The organism is Nostoc commune NIES-4072 (assembly GCF_003113895.1).
GTDB lineage: Bacteria > Cyanobacteriota > Cyanobacteriia > Cyanobacteriales > Nostocaceae > Nostoc > Nostoc commune.
On the sequence record NZ_BDUD01000001.1, the window covers coordinates 726410 to 747055 of the forward strand.

12 protein-coding genes are annotated in these 20646 nt (G+C 43.8%); 4 read left to right on the forward strand and 8 right to left on the reverse strand.

The features are described 5' to 3' along the window. Positions 1 to 62: 62 nt before the first annotated feature. The gene (locus tag CDC33_RS03200; protein WP_109007265.1) at positions 63 to 3338 is read right to left on the reverse strand and encodes a phycobilisome rod-core linker polypeptide; all 3276 of its coding nucleotides are present in this window, start codon (positions 3336 to 3338) and stop codon (positions 63 to 65) included. A 538-nt stretch (positions 3339 to 3876) separates the two neighbouring features. On the opposite strand from CDC33_RS03200, the gene CDC33_RS03205 reads away from it, so the two are divergent. Beyond that, the gene (locus CDC33_RS03205) at positions 3877 to 4407 is read left to right on the forward strand and encodes a hypothetical protein (protein ID WP_109007266.1); all 531 of its coding nucleotides are present in this window, start codon (positions 3877 to 3879) and stop codon (positions 4405 to 4407) included. Between the two features lie 315 nt (positions 4408 to 4722). On the opposite strand, the gene CDC33_RS03210 is transcribed toward CDC33_RS03205, so the two are convergent. Beyond that, positions 4723 to 7353, reverse strand: a complete 2631-nt coding sequence (locus tag CDC33_RS03210) for a DNA polymerase III subunit alpha (RefSeq protein ID WP_109007267.1) — start codon at positions 7351 to 7353, stop codon at positions 4723 to 4725. 193 nt (positions 7354 to 7546) lie between these two features. Between CDC33_RS03210 and CDC33_RS03215 the strand changes: the two genes are divergently transcribed. Next, positions 7547 to 8839 (forward strand): dicarboxylate/amino acid:cation symporter, encoded by a 1293-nt coding sequence (locus CDC33_RS03215; protein ID WP_109007268.1) that lies wholly within the window; start codon positions 7547 to 7549, stop codon positions 8837 to 8839. 20 nt (positions 8840 to 8859) lie between these two features. Here the strand turns inward: CDC33_RS03215 and CDC33_RS03220 are convergent, their stop codons facing one another. From CDC33_RS03220 to CDC33_RS03230, 3 genes are all read right to left on the reverse strand, one after another. After that, the gene (locus tag CDC33_RS03220; RefSeq protein ID WP_109007269.1) at positions 8860 to 9045 is read right to left on the reverse strand and encodes a hypothetical protein; all 186 of its coding nucleotides are present in this window, start codon (positions 9043 to 9045) and stop codon (positions 8860 to 8862) included. A 503-nt stretch (positions 9046 to 9548) separates the two neighbouring features. Continuing rightward, positions 9549 to 13841 (reverse strand): beta strand repeat-containing protein, encoded by a 4293-nt coding sequence (locus CDC33_RS03225; protein WP_109007270.1) that lies wholly within the window; start codon positions 13839 to 13841, stop codon positions 9549 to 9551. 19 nt (positions 13842 to 13860) lie between these two features. Then, a complete protein-coding gene (locus tag CDC33_RS03230) occupies positions 13861 to 14946 on the reverse strand; it encodes a TIGR03032 family protein (protein WP_244919123.1) in 1086 nt (361 codons plus the stop codon). Positions 14947 to 15306: 360 nt separating this feature from the next. On the opposite strand from CDC33_RS03230, the gene CDC33_RS03235 reads away from it, so the two are divergent. Then, the gene (locus CDC33_RS03235; protein ID WP_244919124.1) at positions 15307 to 15528 is read left to right on the forward strand and encodes a hypothetical protein; all 222 of its coding nucleotides are present in this window, start codon (positions 15307 to 15309) and stop codon (positions 15526 to 15528) included. A gap of 329 nt (positions 15529 to 15857) precedes the next feature. On the opposite strand, the gene CDC33_RS03240 is transcribed toward CDC33_RS03235, so the two are convergent. Further along, positions 15858 to 17570 (reverse strand): diflavin flavoprotein, encoded by a 1713-nt coding sequence (locus CDC33_RS03240; protein WP_109007271.1) that lies wholly within the window; start codon positions 17568 to 17570, stop codon positions 15858 to 15860. Positions 17571 to 17590: 20 nt separating this feature from the next. Here CDC33_RS03240 and CDC33_RS41120 point away from each other — a divergent pair, with 20 nt between their 5' ends. Next, entirely contained in the window at positions 17591 to 17719 is a 129-nt protein-coding gene (locus tag CDC33_RS41120) for a hypothetical protein (protein WP_280524391.1), read from the forward strand. On the opposite strand, the gene CDC33_RS38270 is transcribed toward CDC33_RS41120, so the two are convergent. Together CDC33_RS38270 and CDC33_RS03245 are read right to left on the reverse strand one after the other, a co-directional pair. Next, entirely contained in the window at positions 17716 to 17871 is a 156-nt protein-coding gene (locus CDC33_RS38270; protein WP_181374251.1) for a hypothetical protein, read from the reverse strand. The two genes, CDC33_RS41120 and CDC33_RS38270, sit on opposite strands and share 4 nt — an antisense overlap. Before the next feature lie 16 nt (positions 17872 to 17887). Beyond that, complete coding sequence (locus tag CDC33_RS03245; RefSeq protein ID WP_109007272.1) at positions 17888 to 19627, reverse strand: diflavin flavoprotein; 1740 nt, start codon at positions 19625 to 19627, stop codon at positions 17888 to 17890. Between the last annotated feature and the right edge of the window lie 1019 nt (positions 19628 to 20646).

The following is a 20646-nucleotide window of genomic DNA, read 5'->3' on the forward strand; positions in this document are numbered from 1 at the left end:
CGAAGGGGGCAGGGGACTGGGGACAGTAAATAATCTGTACCCTATTCCCCATTCCCTATTCCCTATTCCCTATTCCCTATTGGAAAGCGGTTGTAAGGTACAACATCTTCACCGAAGTAACGGCTATATTCTGGGCTATCGATTATTGCTTCTACAGCAGCCAACAAACTACTATCAGCTAGCAGATTGTGATATTGGCGAATTTCTTCCTGATCTGCGGGTGTACGCCCCAACAGGTGACGGAAGAGTAACTCAACCACCTTGGCATGAGGATAAGGTGATAAGAAGCGCTGGCGATAGATTTCGGAACTAGCTAGTTGACGCACAAACTCCCGGACAGAAATTTCACCATTTTGGAGTTTGCCCTCTAGGTCACTACGGCGGAAATTATCAGGCACTTCACCGCTAAATACATCCAAGACTTGACGGTAAATGGCGTTAATTGCCTGTTGTCTTTCGGCTTGGCTTGTGGTTTCAGTTAGACGGTAAATACGTGCATGTTTACGCACAGCCACTTCCACTGATTGTCCGTTTCCATAGTTGTAGGAACGACCCAGTTCAGCAAAGGAAAGCTGACCATTTGTTTGCGCTGCTATATCTGCGATCGCCTGTGTCAAAAGCGGCGTATCGCCAGCTCCAACGCGGGCTTGCACTGGCTTAAAGCTCGGTACAACTACGTCATCGTTTTGCTTGGTAAGCTGGTTGTACAGCTTCTCCGTATTCGGGAAGTTTGCCGCAGGTAGGGTCGGGAAGCGACGGTAAGGCACCGTATCTTCACCAAATACCTCGTTATATTCCACACTATTTACCAAAGCAGCAATAAAGGCACGAATACCTTGAGTAGCCAAAATCTGGTTATACTTACGGATTTCTGCTTGGTCTAGTGGCGCACGTCCCAAGAAGTGTTTGGTTCCCAACTCAATCACTTTGGTGTTGGGGTAAGGTGTGTAGAACTCTTTCAGGTAGAGGTTAGAATAACCCAAACCTTCAATAAACTCCTTCACACTAATTTCGCGATTACCCAGCTTGCTTTCCCACGCCGTAAATTCATTTTTGGCGATATAGGGTGCAATATCCCGTTCAAAAATCTGGCGATACGCAGCACTAATCAAAGTTTGCACTGCAACTTTGTCACTGGTATTCGCCACCAATTTGAAGATTTTGCTTTGTTCGCGTTGCTTGCTGACGCCTTGGTTAATGCGGAACTGAATATCTGGTTCTGACCGATTTTCTGTTACTGTACCCAATGTCACAAAGCTCGGCGTTACTTCCTTCTGAACTTTCGCTGCAACATCTTCACGAATACTACCAACACGCAATTGTCGCCCTGATACACCACCAGGAGTCAGATACCGTTCGTAAGGAATTGTATCTTCACCAAATGCTTCGCTGTATTCTACGCTGTTAATAATGGCATCAACTACCGCGTAAAAGCCCTGTTTAGAAGCGATATCAAAGTACTTGTTGATTTCTTGACGACCATAAGTAGGACGACCCAACAAGCGGCGGTGAATATATTCGATCGCTTTACAAACATAAAGCGATGACCAGTACAAATTGCGGAATACATCTGACTTAGCCAAAGCACGGATAAACTCTCGTACAGAGATGTCGCCGTTTTCCAGCTTGATTTCCAATACCTTCGGGCGCTGACCTTCGTAAAGATCGCGACCGAAAACTTGCAGGTAAGCAGCTTTAATCACTGCTTGCGTGGAGCTTTCGGAGAATCTGACGCTAGAACCTTTGGCAGCTTTTCTACCAATAGTACCAGGCAGTTGATCTAACTTGAACACCTTGGGACCAAGGGTACCAGGAGCTTCACCCCGCGCGTTGGGATTGCTGTTTTGGTTATTAATCCCTGCGCCTTGGTGAATCAGGATGCGCTTAGTATCCTTGCCAAAAGGAGCCGGACGGGTGCTGGGGTTGCGAGTTTCTTTCGGGAAAATCGCCCCAAATTGAATTTCCAAGGGGTCATTACCAGAACCATAGGGATGTTGGTCTGGTAGTGGTTGTTCGTAAGCAGCAAATGTGGTTATAAACTGAGGTATCTTGCGGAAAGGCGCACTGTAGTTAAACAGGTCTTGCTGCGGCCCCCAGTTGCGACATTCTTGTGCCTCTTGACCAAGACCCCGGAGGTAAGGTACTGTCTCTTCGCCAAAATAGTCGCTGTATTCAGCAGAATCTACTAAGGCATCTATTAAAGCTGGCAGACCACCGTTAGAAACAATCGAGAAGTATTTTTGTACTTCTTCGCGGCTACTTGGCCCCCGTCCCAAAATGTGACGAAAAGCTAGTTCAATGACTCGGCTGTTAATAAAAGGCTGGTAAAACTGTTTTTGGTAAAGGGGAGATTTAGCTAGACGACGGACAAATTCCTTTACGGAAATGTCGCCATTTTTCACCTTGGATTCTAGATCAGATATCGACAAGCTATAAGCACGGGTAATATCGCGCTCAAAGATTTGCCGATATGCAGCCTTGATTACCTCATTTTTTTCGCTACTTGACAACCCAGTTTTCATTACAAACTTGGGACGCCGTTCTGCCGCATTAAAATAAATTTGCGGCAGATCCAACCCTTGCTGGTCGCTAGAGGGGCGTTGGCGGACTTTATTTGAAGGTGTGGCTGCTTTGAATTCTGTTAACAAAACATCCATGTACTGAGACACAATCTCTGTAGCCTCAGGATCTTTGCGGAAAAAGGAAAGTGACCCAGCTTTGATTTCTTGCAAAGCTACCAGCGTTGCTTCACCAGAGCAGGCATTTTCAATTATTTCCCGCAAACCCCGTGTGTTCACCGCTATGATGTTGGGGTCGCCAGCAACGATCGCATAAGTAGCGTAGCGCAAGAACCAGGATAAATCCCGCAAGCTCTTGGCCATGTTGCTTGGGCCATATCGAGCAATGTTAATTGGTCTGAAACCCGGAGGTGTCGGGCCACTGGGGGATGAGTTAAATATTGAGCGTAAATTTTCTAGGAACCCACCACGACTTTCAACGTAGGTTACAGTTCCCAGTTGCATCCCTTGCTGAACATTAGCACCAGCACTAACAGGTACTATTTCTACTTCTCTGGGCTTTTCTAAAAAAGCCATTGGTGAACCACCGACAAAAATCCGGTTGGCAGCCCGAGATACAATAATCTCGGCATTATCCGTCAGCGTCTGGGAAATTTCTAGACGCTTTGCACCAGATGCAAAATAGCTTGCCAGTTCATCTAATTCACCACTTCCCAAAAAGCGGTCTTGCTGCTCGGCTTGGGTAATTGTCGCTACAGCTAGGGTTTGATATAGTTGCGGACGCGCAACTGAGCTTCCACCACTTGCCTTAACACTCATCGGATTTGTAAAACTCCCATCATAATCATTTATGTGTTAAGTCTGGATCGCTTTGAGGCTTGACACATCGGTGCGTCTGTGCTTTATAAGCTTGAGAGTAGTGCCTGCAAAACTGCCAGTAAATTAACCCGGTTAGCTTTTAGATTAGAACGTTTTGCGTTCTCAAAGCTGGTTTATTAAGAACTGTGTAGAACCTGTAGCTTAGATACATCCAGTCTTAAGAGTACATACTCTTTTTTGGCTGAGACAAAATCTAAGTTTTGTAACTAAGAAATAGGCTAGGCACGGTCTACTGATGCCAGAAGCCTCTATTTTGATGTTTGTGGCAGTGTCCACCCTACGATTATTACAACTTATACAAAATTTTAGTTGAAATCAAATTGCCTATGGCAATGTCAGTGGACAGTAGTCATTAGTCGATGTTAAGTTATTTTTGCTACTAATAGTTAAATATTCATAAATAACGCCAACGGGAAATAATTCTTCAATATCGTCGAATTAAGGTTTAGCTATCAGCATTCTATATAGGGAAAATACTATGAGACAAGGTTGTAAATTTAATTATCTATTTAATGCTACACTGTCTGCGATCGCAGTTCTTTTGGCAGTCACTCCTGCAAATGCGCTTCCAGAGCAAAATATCAGTACTGTTGTTAAGTGGGCAAAGACCAGACCTCAACTACCAACACTGAGATACAACAGCGAAGCCCACGGCTACGAGGGTACAAAGGGAAAATTATACTTTTATGCTGATGTCACTTCTCAAAATGGGATAGTGAATAAAGAAGGTATAACCGTTAGTGGTGATAAACGCCTTAAATTCACCACAAAAAATGCTAATGCAGTGAAATTGTTACAAAATATTTATAATTCTAATATTGCCAATGATTTCCAGAAGTCCCGATATATCACCAAAGTTGGACGTGACCAGTTTTATCGTGGACAAAAGTTTGCTTACATAACTGCTGAGGTGCAGGGTGGGTCATCATTTCAGATAATTCCCTTGAATAAATTGCAAGAGTTTATAGATAATGCTAAATATTGCCAAACCAATCAGTGCGACGTTTAATTAGGGATTTCCAAGAAAGAAATAAACTAACCACAGAGACGCAAAGAACACAGAGAGAGGAGAAATAGAGAAGATTTTAGGACTTACGCATTGACAGAATAACAAAATAGTGAATTCATAAAGTTATAAGAAGAGCCTCTTTATAAATGAGGACTGCAAAGCTGCGAGTTTTCATCGTACTGTATCCTCAAGCCCTTTTATAGTAAGCATAGCATCAGCCTTTCTCTATAAAGATCGCCGCTAATGAGGCAGCGACCCCCTGATTAGCGGCACATTTTTAGCCAGAAGACTCTGATACTCTCACTGCCTCTTTTCTCAATTTGGCAAACCATCTACCTGCATTAAATCCAATTCCCGTTCAAATATTTCATCAATTGGCAACATTTGACCATCAACAGTCATAAATTTATGATCTTTTGTTGCCCGAATAAATGAACCATCTTCCAAACAATACTCAAACACCTCTTGTTGTCCGCGATCGTGCCACTGTGCTACAGGTTGGATGTAAATATTTCCATTATTATCAACGCTGTACACAGTACACTCAATGCCTTTTTCTACAATCTTTCCAATTGGCAACAATCCATATTCTACTGTCAATATTTCCGTGTCATAGCTTAAACAATATTCAGCAAACTTTAACATTTGCTCAAATAATTCATCCGCAACTTTTTTTTGTACACCATTTTTAGCTGCGCCATCCACGAATTTTTCTCGCTGCTTTTGCATCTCAGAAACTTTCTTTTTACCCATCGCCCGACGCAGTAAGTCAGCTTGTCCTAAAGAATATCCAGCCATATCTTGAGCAATTTTCATGATTTGCTCTTGATAGACCATAATTCCATAAGTTTCGTCTAATATTGTTTCCAAAATGGTGTGTTGATAATCAATGTTTTCTCGACCATGTTTACGGTTAATAAACTTAGGAATTAGCCCTGCATCTAATGGGCCCGGCCGATAAAGTGCCAAAATTGAAGAAATATCTTCTATATTAGAAGGCTTCAAATCTCGCACGATTTGACGCATCCCAGAAGATTCTAATTGAAATATCCCTTCTAACTCACCTGCTTCTAATAATTCATAAGTTTTTTGGACATCTTTAGGTAGACTGCTATGTTCGCCTTTCGCTAATATCTTCTGGGCTTTTCTTTCCTGGCGGGGAATTTCATCAGGATCAACCCGATATCCTCTTGTTTCTTGAATCAAATCAACAGTCTTTTGAATCAACGTTAGGTTCCGTAAACCCAGAAAGTCCATTTTCAATAAACCCATTGATTCCAAGTCTTCCATGAAATATTGGGTAATTACAGAACCGTCATTATTCTTCTGTAGCGGGACAATCTCATCAAGTGGATCGGCAGAAATTACTACACCTGCTGCATGAACACCAAAAGTTTTGTTAGTTCCTTCAATTCGCATCGCCATATCAAGCCAATGGCGAATATGAGGTTCTTTATCATATTTCTGTTTAAACTCTGGTTCTGGGGTTTGATCGGAAACCATCACCTTGAGTTTCGTTGGTTTCCCCCGCACTACAGGAATTAATTTCGCCATTTTGTCAGCTTCCCCATAAGGAATATTTAATACTCTGGCGACATCTTTCAAAACGGCTTTAGAAGTTAGGCGGTTAAAAGTAATAATTTGGGCAACTCTATCTGCACCATATTTCTCAGTTACATAATCAATAACTTTATCTCTTTGTTCAATACAGAAATCTGTATCAATATCAGGCATGGATTTGCGCTCTGGGTTCAAAAATCGCTCAAATAGTAGCCCATGATGCACAGGGTCAATGTTAGTAATTCGCATTGCATAAGCAACTAATGAACCAGCCGCAGAGCCGCGACCTGGCCCTACAGGAATGTTATTATCTCTAGCAAATTTGATGTAGTCCCATACAACTAAAAAGTATTTAGAAAAACCCATCTGCTGAATCATTTTTAGTTCGTATTCCAATCTTTCTTTATAGACGGAATCAACTTCTTGGCGAGATTTGCGATTTAAGCGTTCTAAAAGTCCACTCCATGCAACATCTTCGGCGTAAGTGTCAGCAGTATGACCAGAGGGAATTGGGGGCGTAGGAATCTGAGGCTCACCCATGATATGGTAAGGCTCGACTTTATCAGCGACTTCTTCAGTGGTAGCGATCGCTTCGGCAATTACATCATCAGGTAAATGGTCACGAAATAGCTGCTGCATCTCTTCACCAGATTTGAGATACTCTGTGCCGCTATAACGCATCCGCTTATCTTCAATAATTAGCTTGCCAGTTTGAATACATAGCAAAGCGTCGTGGGCTTCAACATCAAAACAAGAAATAAAATGCGAATCATTGGTAGCAACAATTTTAATCCCTAGTTCCCGCGCAATTTTGACGATTTCAACATTCACAATCCGGTCTTCTTGAGAACCGTGGTCTTGAATTTCTAGATAATAATCATCACCAAATACATCTTTATACCACTGAGCAACTTTTCGGGCTGCATCTGGTCTATTACTGAGAATCGCTTGGGGAATTTCTCCACCCAAGCAAGCACTGGTGACAATCAAGCCTTCATGATATTGTTTTAGTAAATCTTTATTAATACAAGGACGAGAAAAAATTCCTTTACCTTGGACACCTTTGAGGTGAGAAATTGTGGTTAATTTGACTAAATTTTTGTACCCTTTAGTATTTTTAGCTAAAACGACTTGGTGATATTTGGGACGGCGTTCTTGTTTTTCAATATCGCCGTTAATTACATACATTTCATTGCCGATAATCGGCTTAATATTTTGACTACGGCAGATTTTGATCAGTTCAACAGCTCCATACATGACGCCATGATCAGTAAGAGCGATCGCTTTCATTCCTAGTGCGATCGCTTGATCCACCAACTCTGGTAGCTGACTTGCCCCATCAAGTAGACTGTAGTCACTATGAATATGTAAAGGCACAAAGGACATAAGCATCTCCAACCACAAGCCAAGATATCTCTAGGGGCCTACCTTGTGGTATACCCTTTCGAGCTAGATTTTGCAAAGCAACGGAATCTTAGATTAACAGTTTTTACCTAAAATTAAAGCTGTTCTTTTTCCGAAATTATCACTGTCATAAGTGTTGTTTTAATAGTTACAGTAGTTAATCAGCATCTAACTAATGAGTCAAACAGAGAGTACTACTTCGGCTAAAACCAAAGCTAGCCCTTGGTGGGGGCGTATCCCTCTCACATTGCAAATTCTCATCGCCCTAGTAGCCGCAGTCAGCGTTGGAATTGCCCTTGGTGCGGGGAATCCCAATCCCAGCAATGCCACCTTAATCAACAATTTAGCAATTCCGGCTGAGTTAGTGCTAAAGGCTCTCCGCGCCCTAGCTACGCCCCTGATTTTGGTAGCGGTGCTGCATACCTTAATGACTACGAATATCCCTGGTACAGCCGGACGGCGGTTAGCAGTACTACTTTTAACTAACACTACCGTAGCTATTTTAGTGGGGCTTCTCGTAGCAAATGTGCTGCGTCCGGGGACTTGGGGCAATGTAGCCACTTCAACAACTACAGAAATAACTACTCAGAGTGTTGATCCTTGGGGAATACTCAAAGATGCTGTACCGGAAGCTGTTTTGAAGCCATTAGTTGATAATAATGTCATTCAACTAATTGTGATTGCCCTGAGTTTTGGCATCGTTTTGCGGGCATTAAAATCTGAACAAATTGCTCAAGGGAAAAAAGGATATCAGCCGATAGAGGATGTCATCGGGATTTTATTTGAAGCGGTGGCCCGTATCCTCAACTGGGTAATTGCCTTAGTGCCTTTCGCAGTTTTTGGGATTGTTGCTAAAACCGTTGCGATGCAAGGATTTGCACCGTTTAAATCTTTGGGTGCATTTATCGTGTCGGTGCTGTTAGCACTAGTGTTGCAGGCGTGCTACTACCTCACCAGAGTAAAATTTGGTTCTTGGGTACACCCGCTAAAATTCCTAGCTGGCGGTTCTGATGCCTTTTTGACAGCTTTCTCGACTTCTTCATCTGCTGCGGCAATGCCCGTAACCTTTGAGGTTTTGCAAACAAAAGTCGGTTTAAGGGAATCTTCTGCTGCTTTGGGGTCATTAGTCGGGGCAAATTTCAATAATGATGGCACTGCCCTTTATGAAGCAATGTCTGCGTTGTATATTTCCCAACTAATTGGGCAACATTTAAGTCTGGGACAGCAATTAATTGTCATCCTTACCTCAATTTTTGCATCTGTAGGTGCGGCGAATATTCCTAATGCTGGACTGGTAACGATGACACTAGTGTTCACTTCTGTAGGCTTACCCACCCAATACATTGCTTTGCTAGTTACTGTAGACTGGTTTCTGGATCGCTGCCGCACTGCAATTAATGTTATGGGAGATATGACTGTCAGTGCTTTACTTGATGGCAAAAAGCCTCGTTCTCTAGACGAGGCTTAGTTTTACGGCTTTTGAGGTATCTAATGCTGTTGAGGCCCTTTGGCATCACATTCTTTAGCCCAGCAGCGTTCTAAAAGTCGAAGACGCCAGATTAATGCAAACCGTTGGGGATTCAATACTAATTTAGTATCCTGATTAAATAAAGGCTGATTCAGATAGTGCCAAAGGGGAAATTGAATTTTGGTGTGTTTTGGATTTGGAGTCATAAGAACAACAAATATTATTAAAGTTTAGTGGTGGTTGGCATTTTGTTTAACAATTGCCTGATGCTGTTTTTCTAGTTAAAGGCTACACTGCGTTTTTGCAGTTGTCCTGGTGGCAATTGCGGAATTTCAGTAAGTGAGTTTATGTTGTTTCCGCTTTAATACTGAAATTGCACACACTATTTTTCTGATTTTTCATGCCATGACAAGTCATGCCATTTCACAACATTCGTGATATAGCGTTGATTACAAGCGTACAAATCTACGTTCTTACAGTCAATTCATCTGTTACAAAGATTTTTAGAACGATCGCATTGCCATCCAGAATCTTAACTCGGTAGCTTGTTAAAAAATTGGGTAGTGTGGCGTTGAGGTGTCGAATTATAGCTTATAAAAGACTTGTAATTTCTGTTAATAACTGTGAATTTATAGTCAATTTGATCATAAGATTGGTTCTATAGTAATTATTGGTTTTTAATGAGAGCAAGACTTTGCTCTCATTAATATTAGAGAATAGTGAAATTATCGGTAGTGAGTGTTGTGCTACTAATGCCAGTTAGCGTTGCCAAGATTTCATCAGTAGCAGTCACTATAATATTGTTACCAACGAAACTTAGTTGATTGAAGGTCAGACCATCAGACAAGCCAATCAAATCGTTGCCTTTGCAGAAGTCGGTAATAATATCAGTACCTTTTCCAACAGCGAAAACAAATTTATCCTTGCCATTACCACCCGTGAGGATATCGCTACCAAGACCACCGCACAAGAGGTCATTACCATTGCCGCCATTAAGGTAGTCATTACCAGGAGTGCCGTGGAGGATATCATTACCGTTGCCACCAAAAAGGCGATCGCCTACTTGGATAGTAACTTTAGCAGTGCTGGTGAGTTGGCCATCAGTGATGGTGTAGTTAAAGCTAGCCGCACCACTAAACCCGCAATTTGGGGTAAACACAATAAAGTCATCTGCTGAGTTGTTAGGAGTGCCGTTATTTTTTAGCACGGCAGTACCATTGCTTGCACCACTGACACCAGTAATACTGAAACTGCTGCTATCGATGTCAATATCATTAGCCAGCAAAGTATTAGCTTGAATGCTTACAGCAGTATTTTTGGCAGCCGTAACAGTATCATTGACTGCAACAGGTGCGTCATTAACTGGTTTGACATTTAAGTTAAAAACACCAGCAATTGTGCCGCCATTGCCGTCACTGACAGTGTAGCTAAAACTGTCAGCGCCGTTGTAGTTGGCGTTGGGAGTGTAGATGAAGTAGTCATCGCTGGCATTGCCAACAGTAGCATTGTTGTTGAAGATGAGTATGCCGTTGGCAGGGTTAGTGAAGCCACTGATATTTAGGGTATCGCCATCGATGTCTGAATATCCCCTGAGAATGGTGCTGGCAAGAATTTTAACGGCGGTATCTTCTTGGGTGCTAGCTGTCTTCGCAAAGCCGTAGATGAGGTAGCTTTCTCCGTTTTTAAATGGGCCGTAGATGCCTCCTCCCTTTTGTGCTGCCCCAATAATCAGGTCATCGGAGCCATCACCGTTGAAGTCTCCGGCATTGCTAACGGAGCGCCCTGAAAAGTCACCTACATTAATGCCGTTGATCACAAAGCCGTTGCTGCCATCCAGAGACGAGAGGTCAAAACTAGCTCCAAAGCCACTGCTGCTGCCAAACACTACGTAGCTTTCCCCAGTGCCGGAGGCTTCTAGTGCTCCAATAATCACGTCGTCGAAGCCGTCACCGTTGATGTCTCCAGCACTGCTAACTGAGATGCCTACGCCATTCCCATTGATAGCGAAGCCGTTACTACCGTCTAAGGACGAAAGGTTAAGAACCGAACCAAAGCCACTGCTCTTGCCAAATACTACGTAGATATTCGCAGAAGGGCCAGTGTCGATCTCATCTATGTAGGCAGAACCGGATGCCCCGATAATTAGGTCATCAATGCCATCACCGTTAAAGTCTCCGGCACTGCTGACAGAGGAGCCTAAAGAGTCATATCGATTAATGCCGTTGATCACGAAGCCATTGCTGCCGTCTAGGGATGAGAGATTGAGGCTAGCTCCAAAGCCACTGCTCTTGCCAAACACAACGTAGCTCTCCCCAGCACGTTCTTTACCGTTGGGGTCGGCACCAGGTGCCCCGATAATCAGGTCATTGAAGCCGTCACCGTTGATGTCCCCCGCATTGCTAACGGAGTTGCCTGAGACGTCACCTGCATCAGTGCCGTTGATTACAAAGCCATTGCTGCCGTCTAGGGATGAGAGATTGAGGCTAGCTCCAAAGCCATTGCTCTTGCCAAACACAACGTAGCTCTCCCCAGCACGTTCTTTACCGTTGGGTTCGGCACCAAATGCCCCGATAATCAGGTCGTCGAAGCCGTCACCGTTGATGTCTCCCGCATTGCTGACAGACCAGCCTGAGAAGTCACTTTCATCAATGCCGTTGATTACAAAGCCATTGCTGCCGTCTAGGGATAAGAGGTTGAGGCTAGCTCCAAAGCCACTGCTCTTGCCAAACACAACGTAGCTCTTCCCAGCAGAGAATTTGCCATTGGGGTCGGCACCAGGTGCCCCGATAATCAAGTCATCGAAGCCGTCACCGTTGATGTCCCCCGCATTGCTCACAGAGTAGCCTGAGTAGTCACCTCTATCAGTGCCGTTGATCACAAAGCCGTTGCTGCCGTCCAGAGATGAGAAATCAAAGCTAGCGCTAAAGCCACTGCTGCTGCCAAACACTACGTAGCTCTGCCCAGCACGAAACTTGTCATCGTTATCGGAGGCATCTTGTGCTCCGATAATCAGGTCGTCGAAGCCGTCACCGTTGATGTCTCCGGCATTGCTAACGGAGGAGCCTAAGCGGTCATATGCAGGAAATTGATTAATAATGTTTTTGAGCAGGAAGCCATTGCTGCCATTGAGGTCAGAGAGGTTGAAAGCAGAAATTAAGGCGGGTGCATCATTCACGCCGTTGATGGTCAGGTTGACGCTAGCTGTACTGGTAAAGCTGCGATCGCTGATTGTGTAAGTAAAGCGATCGCTATCGGTTTCACCTACACCCAAACTTTCAAATTGAGCGTTAGGGTTGTAAGTAAAAGTGCCATCAGCATTGAGAGTCAGTAAAGCACCGGAACTCAAGGTAATAGGAATGCCAACAGTTACACTACTACCGTTGACCTTTGTTACCCTTAAGGGGTTGCTATCCGGGCCGGTGTCATTGGCTAAGACCGAAATGTTAACGGCAGTGGCTTCGTTAGTGGTAGCCGTGTCGGTGACTGCTACTGGAAATTGATTAGTAGCTGTAGTCGTCGCAAAGCCAAAAATGAAGTATCTCTCCTTAGAAGGTTGGACGCGTGAGTCAAAACTTGCCCCGACACTCAGGTCGTCAAAGCCATCGTGGTTGATGTCCCCTGCACTGCTGACGGAGTAGCCTGAACGGTCATTTACATCAATGCCGTTAATCACCAAGCCGTTGCTGCTGTTGAGGTCGGAGAGGTTGAGACTACCTCCAAAGCCATTGCTGCTGCCAAACACCACGTAGCTGTTTCCAGCGTTGTATTTGCCGTTGGCATCGGCAAAAGGTGCCCCGATAATCAGGTCGTCGAAGCCGTCGCCGTTGAAGTCTCCGGCACTGCTGATAGACTTGCCTGAGTTGTCATCCTCATAAATGCCGTTAATCACAAAGCCGTTACTGCCGTTGAGGTCGGAGAGGTTGAGGCTACCTCCAAAGCCATTGCTGCTGCCAAACACCACGTAGCTCTCTCCAGCAGCAAAATTGCGGTAGGGGTCGGCATCTGGTGCTCCGATAATTAGGTCGTCGAAGCCGTCGCCGTTGAAGTCGCCGGCACTGCTGACAGACGTGCCTGAGTTGTCAAACAGATCAATGCCGTTAATCACAAAGCCGTTGCTACCGTTGAGGTCGGAGAGATTAAGGCTAGCTCCAAAGGCGCTGCTCTTGCCAAACACCACGTAGCTCTCTCCAGCCTTGAATTTGTCGTAACGGCCGGCATCTGCTGCTCCAATAATTAGGTCGTCGATGCCGTCACCGTTGAAGTCTCCGGCACTGCTGATAGACCTGCCTGAGAAGTCATTTGTATTAATGCCGTTAATCACAAAGCCGTTGCTGCCGTTGAGGTCGGAGAGATTGAGGCTAGCTCCAAAGGCGCTGCTCTTGCCAAACACCACGTAGCTCTCCCCAGCAGAGTACTTGCTGTTGGGGCTGGCACCTAATGCTCCGATAATTAAGTCGTCGATGCCGTCGCCGTTGAAGTCTCCGGCACTGCTGACGCTGGAGCCTAATCGGTCATTTGTATCAATGCCGTTAATCACAAAGCCGTTGCTGCCGTTGAGGTCGGAGAGGTTGAGGCTAGCTCCAAAGCCGCTGCTGTTGCCAAACACGACGTAGCTCTCTCCAACAGCGAATTTGCCGTTGGGGTCGGCATTTGGTGCTCCGATAATTAGGTCGTCGATGCCGTCACCGTTGATGTCTCCGGCACTGCTGACGGTGGAGCCTGAGAAGTCAATTTTATCAATGCCGTTAATTACAAAGCCGTTGTTACCGTTAATGTCAGATAGGTTGAAGCTAGCTCCAAAGCCACTGCTACTGCCAAATACTACGTTGTATTTGGCAGCACCGCCGTTGTCTTTACTTGCCCCGATAATCAGGTCTTCCATGCCGTCGCCGTTGAAGTCTCCGGCACTGCTATTGGAGATGCCCACGAAAGACCCAACGATCGCAAAACCATTGTTACCATTAAGGTCAGAAAGGTTGAAAACTGCTGGATTAGGTGCCATTATTGCTGATCCTTCTAAATTAGAAATTTTGATCCGATCCTACCGTCACTACCCGGCGAATTTCGTCGCTGCGAAACCCGATCGCCATTGGACGACGTACCCCCAAAAGTGCTACTACGTCGTACAATTCCAAAACTACTCCCTCCATTCGCAAGGAATGGACAATATCGCCGCTTCTCAGGTCAATCACTAGTAACCCACAGCGAGGCTCAACGTTTTTTTGTTGCAATTTATCGTCTAGGGGCAAGCCGCTAAAAGTCTTGTTATGCCTGGGTTGCGAAATTCCCACTACTGCAAAGTCGCCATGAAATGTACAACCGCGCAGATATCCCGGACAGAAAGCCACTGGCTCAAACACTCCCCGCTTTAAATCGACAAAGCCAAACTCTCCCGCGCCTGAGTTGAGCAGCCAGAGTTTTTCTTGATGCCAGCGTGGGGAGTGGGGCATAGACAACCCCTGCAATACAATTTCATTGCTTTCTACGTCAATGACACAGCCACCGTTTGCGCGATGCTCCCGCCAGCCTTCTGCTACATCTGACTGGCTGACGGCAGTAACATATTTAGGTTTTCCTTGCTGCATTGCCAACCCATTCAGGTGACATCTATCTTCTGCCGCTAGCTTGCTGATAAAGGTTGGTTGCCACAGAGGAACGAAACTGTGGGTTTCGCTGACTGTTGCCAAACAACTAAATAAGGTATTGACAAATACTAATTTTTGTGATTCTAAATCTTTTTTTTCTGTACTCAAAGCGATGTCGTGAATATCTAAATCTCCTGTCACATAACTCATCTGGGGCAAATAAAGAGCATCATAGCCTTGGTGGTTTTGTCCAGGTTGGATGATGTTTTCAAATCGCCACAGTTGATACAAGGAACTCATGTAGAGGCTGTTGCCATTGGCATACAACCCCATGCATCGCTCAAAGCTACGTTCAAATACAGATAATTTGCCGTTTGGTTGCAAGCCGATAAAGAATAACTTTCCCGCTTGATAGGTGGTGAAGGACAAACTCAGGTTTTGCTCATACAGCCAAGCAGTAAACTGGCGAGAAGCGTTGATTTCTAGAGATGGTTTGTTAATGTTGCTGTCATTAGGATTCACTTGATTTTGACTCCTTGATAACTCTGGCGTTCGGTCGTTGATAATTTCACCACAGGGTATGATGCTCCTACTCTTGGACGTAAGCTAGGCAATACACCAGCAACAGCAGTTCTGTCATCTGCTTAGAGCGATCGCACTCTATACATTTCGTAGCCAGTGGTTGCTCATTTCAGAAATCTACCAGAATATTCTCGGAGTCCTTTTAAAACATCCTTTTAAAACAATAGATGGTTTTGTAATATAAAAGTATATCGTGTGTAATCTAAAACTTAAAACTTCCAATATCTGTCTAAAGGTAGATAGCTTAGTACAGCTTTGCGTAAAATCGTAGCGTTTTTATTGCAAGGGAGCGCATTGGCATTGTCAGTCGATACATTGGCATTGTCAGTCGATACATTGGCATTGTCAGTCGATACATTGGCATTGTCAGGCGATACATTGGCATTGTCAGGCGATACATTGGCATTGTCAGTCGATGTATTGGCATTGTTAGTCGATGCATTGGCATTGTTAGTCGATGCATTGGCATTGTCAGTCGATGCATTGGCATTGCAGGGTCTTGCCAAATTTAATTTGCTATGAATTAATGAAATGCTGTACTTAATCAATAACTAAAAGAATTTTAGTTGAACTCTGCATTTTGACAAAAAAATGAGATGGACATCTTGTCCATCCCACAATAAGAAAGAGAATTTTTGTTATAAAACGCTTTGCTTTGCCTATATTTAAGCTAAAGCGCTCCCCCTAAGTTAAATTTCTCATTATTTAACGAACTTTGGGGGTTTAAGTCCCCAGCAAGATAGGCAGCACGTTTTGTGTCGGGGTCTAAATCCCCGTCACAAAACGTAATTGCGAATTGCGTTAGCGCAGCGTTAGCGAGGAACGAGCGTCATTGCGAATTGCGAATTGGTTTAATAATGAGTGCCGGTTTTGCGATGGTTAATGGCAGTCACAGCATCTGGCTTGAGTAATTTACCTTCATCCACAGTTGCATACACAACCCAATGGTCGCCACATTCCATACGTTGGTTGACTGAGCATTCCAAATATGCTATTGCATCGGTGAGGACGGTACAACCGTTATCTGCAACTGCTGTACTAAAGTTGGCAAATCGGTTTTCCCCAGGCGCAAAAGATTTACGGAAATGCTTCATGTAATCTTGATGATTGCCTTCAGGTAGAATATTTAAGGCAAACTTACCGCCTGGATACATCAAAGATTCAATCGCTCGGTCTTTGGCGATCGCAACAGTTAGTCCAGGTGGGTTGAAGGTGGCTTGAGAAACCCAAGCGCCTAACATTGCGGTAGACACTTCTCCAAGTTTCGCTGTCACCACGCAGACAGAACCAACAATCCGACCAACAGCCTGTTCCACTGGAGTAGCGGCTTGTTGTGGTACGCGTACCTTTTTAGCCTTTTTCAATGCTTGGGCAAAGTCTGTACCTAGTTCTTCACAAAACTTGAGAGTGACATCATCAGGTTTAAACTTCACCTTCAGTGTGTCAAAACCAAAGCGATATCCAGCATCCCGGAGTTTACCTTCAATTAAGTCAAAGGCTTCGCCACTCCAGCCGTAGGAACCAAAAACCCCAGCGAGTTTGCTGTTGTCACCGCTTGATAGCACAATCCCTAAAGCAGTATGAATGGGGGTTGGCGCATGACCACCGATGGTAGGAGAACCAATGATAAAACCCTCTGACTGTGCTAGGTTGATGCGAATTTCATCAGGGGTAGCAAATTCGCAGTTAATCGATTTGACTGCGACTCCACCTTTAGTTAATCCCAGAGCGATCGCTTGTGCTAAAGTCGCCGTATTCCCGTAAGCTGAAGCGTAAAGTAAGGCAACAGAAATCTCGCGATCGTTGTGAGAACGGCTCCACTCTCCATAAGCTTTGGTAAGTTCAATTAAGCCGGTGCGTACCAAAGGCCCGTGACCCACAGCATACATTCTCACCTGCAAATCTGAGATTTTCTCCAAAGCTGCTTGCACATGAGGAATTTGGGGAGCCATCAGGCAGTTAAAGTAGTAACGTTGGTCTTCTTTAAGTGCTTCCCAGTTATCATCAAACGCTTCATCACCACAGAGATGAGTTGCAAATAACTTATCGGTGTAGAGAATTTGGGTTTGCTGATCGTAAGTACAAAGTCCCTCTGGCCAACGTGGACTCGGAGTGGGTAAGAATTTTAAAACATGACCCTTGCCTAAATCTAGAGTTTCTTTCCCCCGCATCACCAAGACTTTCAAATCCTGATCTAGGAAAGCAGCACGCAAATTGTTCGCACCAGGAAGAGAACAGACAAAAGTTACTTGTGGTGCGAGTTCTAAAATTGCTTTGAGAGTTGCAACCCGATTGGGACTAAAATGACCCAGGATTACATAATCTAAACTTTGCAAATCTAAAGTCTGCCGCAATGCCTCTAAATAAATTTCGGTAAAGCTTTCTGGCGGTGGATCAAGAAGTGCGGTTTTATCAGCTTCAATTAAATAGCAATTGGAGGTAGTACCTCTTTCAAGTGCGTATTCAATTTCAAACCGCAGACGTGACCAACTACGTGCTCTAATCGCCTTAGTATTTGTAGCAATTGGTAAAACTTGGACGTCGCGTGGCTTGGAATTGGTCATAGCTGTTTAAATTTGGGGAATTGGGAATTGGGCATTGGGAATTGGGAATTGGGCATTGGGCATTGGGAATTGGGCATTGGGCATTGGGCATTGAGGGAGATAAGGGAGATAAGGGAGATGAGGGGGATGAGCCAATACTGTTCAGTTAAGCTTTTTTTTCTCCCCCTGCAACGCCAGCTTCCCCTGCCCCCCCTGCCTGCCTTAACAGATAAATTTCCTTAACCCAAGCGTATTGGGGGATGAGCGAGACAGGGAAAATAACCCATGCCCCATGCCCCATGCCCCATGCCCCATGCCCCATACCCCATGCCCAATCTTTAGTAGTAATTACCTACTTTGCGATGGCGAACAGCTGTCAATCCATCGTTTTTGGAGACACGACCTTCTTGGACGGTGCAGTATAAAATCCAGTGGTCGCTGCATTCCATGCTGCTCTGTATTTCACATTCCATGTATGCCAGAGCATCAGTTAGAATTGGGGAACCGTTTTTCGCGGTTTGAGTTTTTACCCCAGCAAAGCGATCAGCACCAGGATGCAAGCGCTTGAGGAAGTGTTTTTTGAGTTCTTGATAATTGCCTTCTTCCAAAACGTTGAGGACGAAGCGATCGCCTATTTGCATTAAGGAATCAATGGCGCGGTCTTTGGCAACGGCAATTGTCAATCCTAAGGGTTGCAAACTCGCTTGTGTTACCCAGGATGCCAGCATTGCACTTGAGACATTATCTTTTTTAGTAGTGACTATATACAGTCCACTGCTAATCCGACCCAATGCCTTTTCCATGTTGACATCGAGGGACTTGATTTGCTTGATGTTGCGATCGCGCACCAGCAATTGTCCGATGTCTTTACCCGCTTCTTCACACAACTGGAATGTAGATGCGCTGGGAACTTCTTTAATCCGAATCGGTGGGAAAGCTTCTTTGATGCCAGAGTCAAGAAATTGTCTGCGGAGTGTATCAATGGGTTCATCATCCCCACCGTAACATTCAAACAGCCCAATCAATTGCTTGTTCTTGGCGACAGCTAGCACCGAACTGATACCAGCTTGGGCGGCAGCAGAAGTAGTCGGGGGCATACCAATAATGATGCCAGCTGCTCTCCCGGCTAGTTCTTGAATTTCTTGGCTCTCAGCAGTACTCAGATCCAGTACTTCTACCCCAATGCCAGTTTTCAGTATACCTTCGGCAATTGCGTGACCAAGGCGTTCGCCATGCCCGTAATCTGAGACAAAAAACAAGCCGACGGTGGTTTCTGCTTTAGCTTGTCTTTGACTCCAATTTTCGTAGCACCCAGTTAGAACATCTAAATGGTGGTATAATAACGGCCCGTGACCGTTGGCGATAATATTAATCTTCCCAAGATCGCCCATCCGCTTCATCGCATTCAGCAATGAACGAGCGTTAGGGCCCATCAAGCAGTCGTAGTAAAATCTAAAGTCAGCTTCGATCGCTTCTAAATCTTCATCGAAGGTGCGATCGTCACAAAAATGCATCCCAAAAGCATCGCAGGTGTAGAGAATTTGGGTTTTGCGGTCAAAGCTAAAAATTGTATCTGGCCAGTGCAGGTTAGGCGCACTCACGAATTCCATTTCGTGTCCTTTGCCGATATCTATGCGATCGCCGGTTTTGACAACTCGCTTAGAAAATGGATCGTGTACTAAGCCTTCCAAAAACTGAAGCGCAACTTTTGATGCTAAAACGGTAGCTCTAGGAGCTAACTGAAGAACATCTTCCACCAAGCCGCTATGGTCTGGCTCTGTGTGGCTGACAATTATGTAATCAATTGTTTTGGGGTTAACAAGACCTTTTAGAGTCTCTAAATACAGATCGCGAAACTTCTGGTGAGAAGTATCGATCAAAACTGTTTGTTCACCCCTAATTAGATATGAATTGTAGGTTGTGCCGTTTTGCAGTCCGAATTCGATATCGAAGCGATCGCGATCCCAATCAAGAGAGCGAATCGCTGTTGTGTTAGGGGCAATTTCTACAGTTTGTATAGTTAACCGATGCTGAACGTTCTCTGCGTGGGCATTGCCGGTCGTAGACATCGCTACCATTATTCGTCTCCGAGCGCAAATTAACAGGTTTTTCTTCTGCCTCCATTGTCTCTATTATTTTTTGTTTAAGTTGTAATTAATATCAGTTTTTGAAAAATTTAACTTGTATCAATTATTGCTGTTTTTTAGAAAAAATTATGACTTGAAAAATATACTAATTATTAATTTATTCTTCAGATTTTACTGAGTATTTTATTTTGCTATTTATTTGATTTTATCCTCATTCAAGAATATTCGTCTTTATTATATTAATAAATCAGAAAAACCTACTCAGAACTTTTATTGTAACCTTTTTTTGAGATGACGGATGAATACTAAGGAAATAACAGGGTTCACAAGTATATTTTTTAATTATGCTATAAAATATTTATATGTTGCAAAATCGAGGTATTAAAAGAATAGATTTAGATGTTGATAGTCAAAAATTCTTTTTTTTAAAACCCTCTATTATTAATTAGGAAAAGTAGGAAAAGTAGGAAAGGTAGGAAAGGTAGGAAAGGTAGGAAAAGTAGGAAAGGCAAGATAAGTTCTGTTTTCACTCCGCATCGAATAATCTGTCAGCATTGTTTTTTATAATGGATATTGCAAAGATTTTTTTCTCAACTAAAATATCTTCATGGAAAATATAAACTTTATGTAAAGAGGACAAAACAAATATTTTTATGGAGATAAGCAAGACAAATATCCAGAGACGAATATGAGAGAAACTAGGCTTGTATACCTTTTCTTGAGCATTCAAATGCAAGCTAGGGTAAAAATCAATTTTAAAGTTTCGATAAATCTCTCTAACCATACGAATGATCTAATAAATTTAATGATACAGTCCTTTATCATGGACTTTAAACATTAATTAGGACAACACCAATAAGTTCTTATTGTCATAACTGAAAGCTACAGCTTTTAGCTATCTAATAAATTTACCTATGCAGGTTAATGGTGTCATTTATGATGTACCTAACTTTTTATAAAAATCCATTCTCAATGAAAAATTGCAACCTTTGATAGTGTTCTCAAGCCAA

Excerpts from the sequence above, each read along its gene's own strand:
- CDC33_RS03200 (WP_109007265.1), bottom strand. The coding sequence starts at position 3,338 with ATGAGTGTTAAGGCAAGTGGTGGAAGCTCAGTTGCGCGTCCGCAACTA.
- CDC33_RS03205 (WP_109007266.1), top strand. The coding sequence starts at position 3,877 with ATGAGACAAGGTTGTAAATTTAATTATCTATTTAATGCTACACTGTCT.
- CDC33_RS03210 (WP_109007267.1), bottom strand. The coding sequence starts at position 7,353 with ATGTCCTTTGTGCCTTTACATATTCATAGTGACTACAGTCTACTTGAT.
- CDC33_RS03215 (WP_109007268.1), top strand. The coding sequence starts at position 7,547 with ATGAGTCAAACAGAGAGTACTACTTCGGCTAAAACCAAAGCTAGCCCT.
- CDC33_RS03220 (WP_109007269.1), bottom strand. The coding sequence starts at position 9,045 with ATGACTCCAAATCCAAAACACACCAAAATTCAATTTCCCCTTTGGCAC.
- CDC33_RS03225 (WP_109007270.1), bottom strand. The coding sequence starts at position 13,841 with ATGGCACCTAATCCAGCAGTTTTCAACCTTTCTGACCTTAATGGTAAC.
- CDC33_RS03240 (WP_109007271.1), bottom strand. The coding sequence starts at position 17,570 with ATGACCAATTCCAAGCCACGCGACGTCCAAGTTTTACCAATTGCTACA.
- CDC33_RS38270 (WP_181374251.1), bottom strand. The coding sequence starts at position 17,871 with ATGGGGCATGGGGCATGGGGCATGGGGCATGGGGCATGGGTTATTTTC.
- CDC33_RS03245 (WP_109007272.1), bottom strand. The coding sequence starts at position 19,627 with ATGGTAGCGATGTCTACGACCGGCAATGCCCACGCAGAGAACGTTCAG.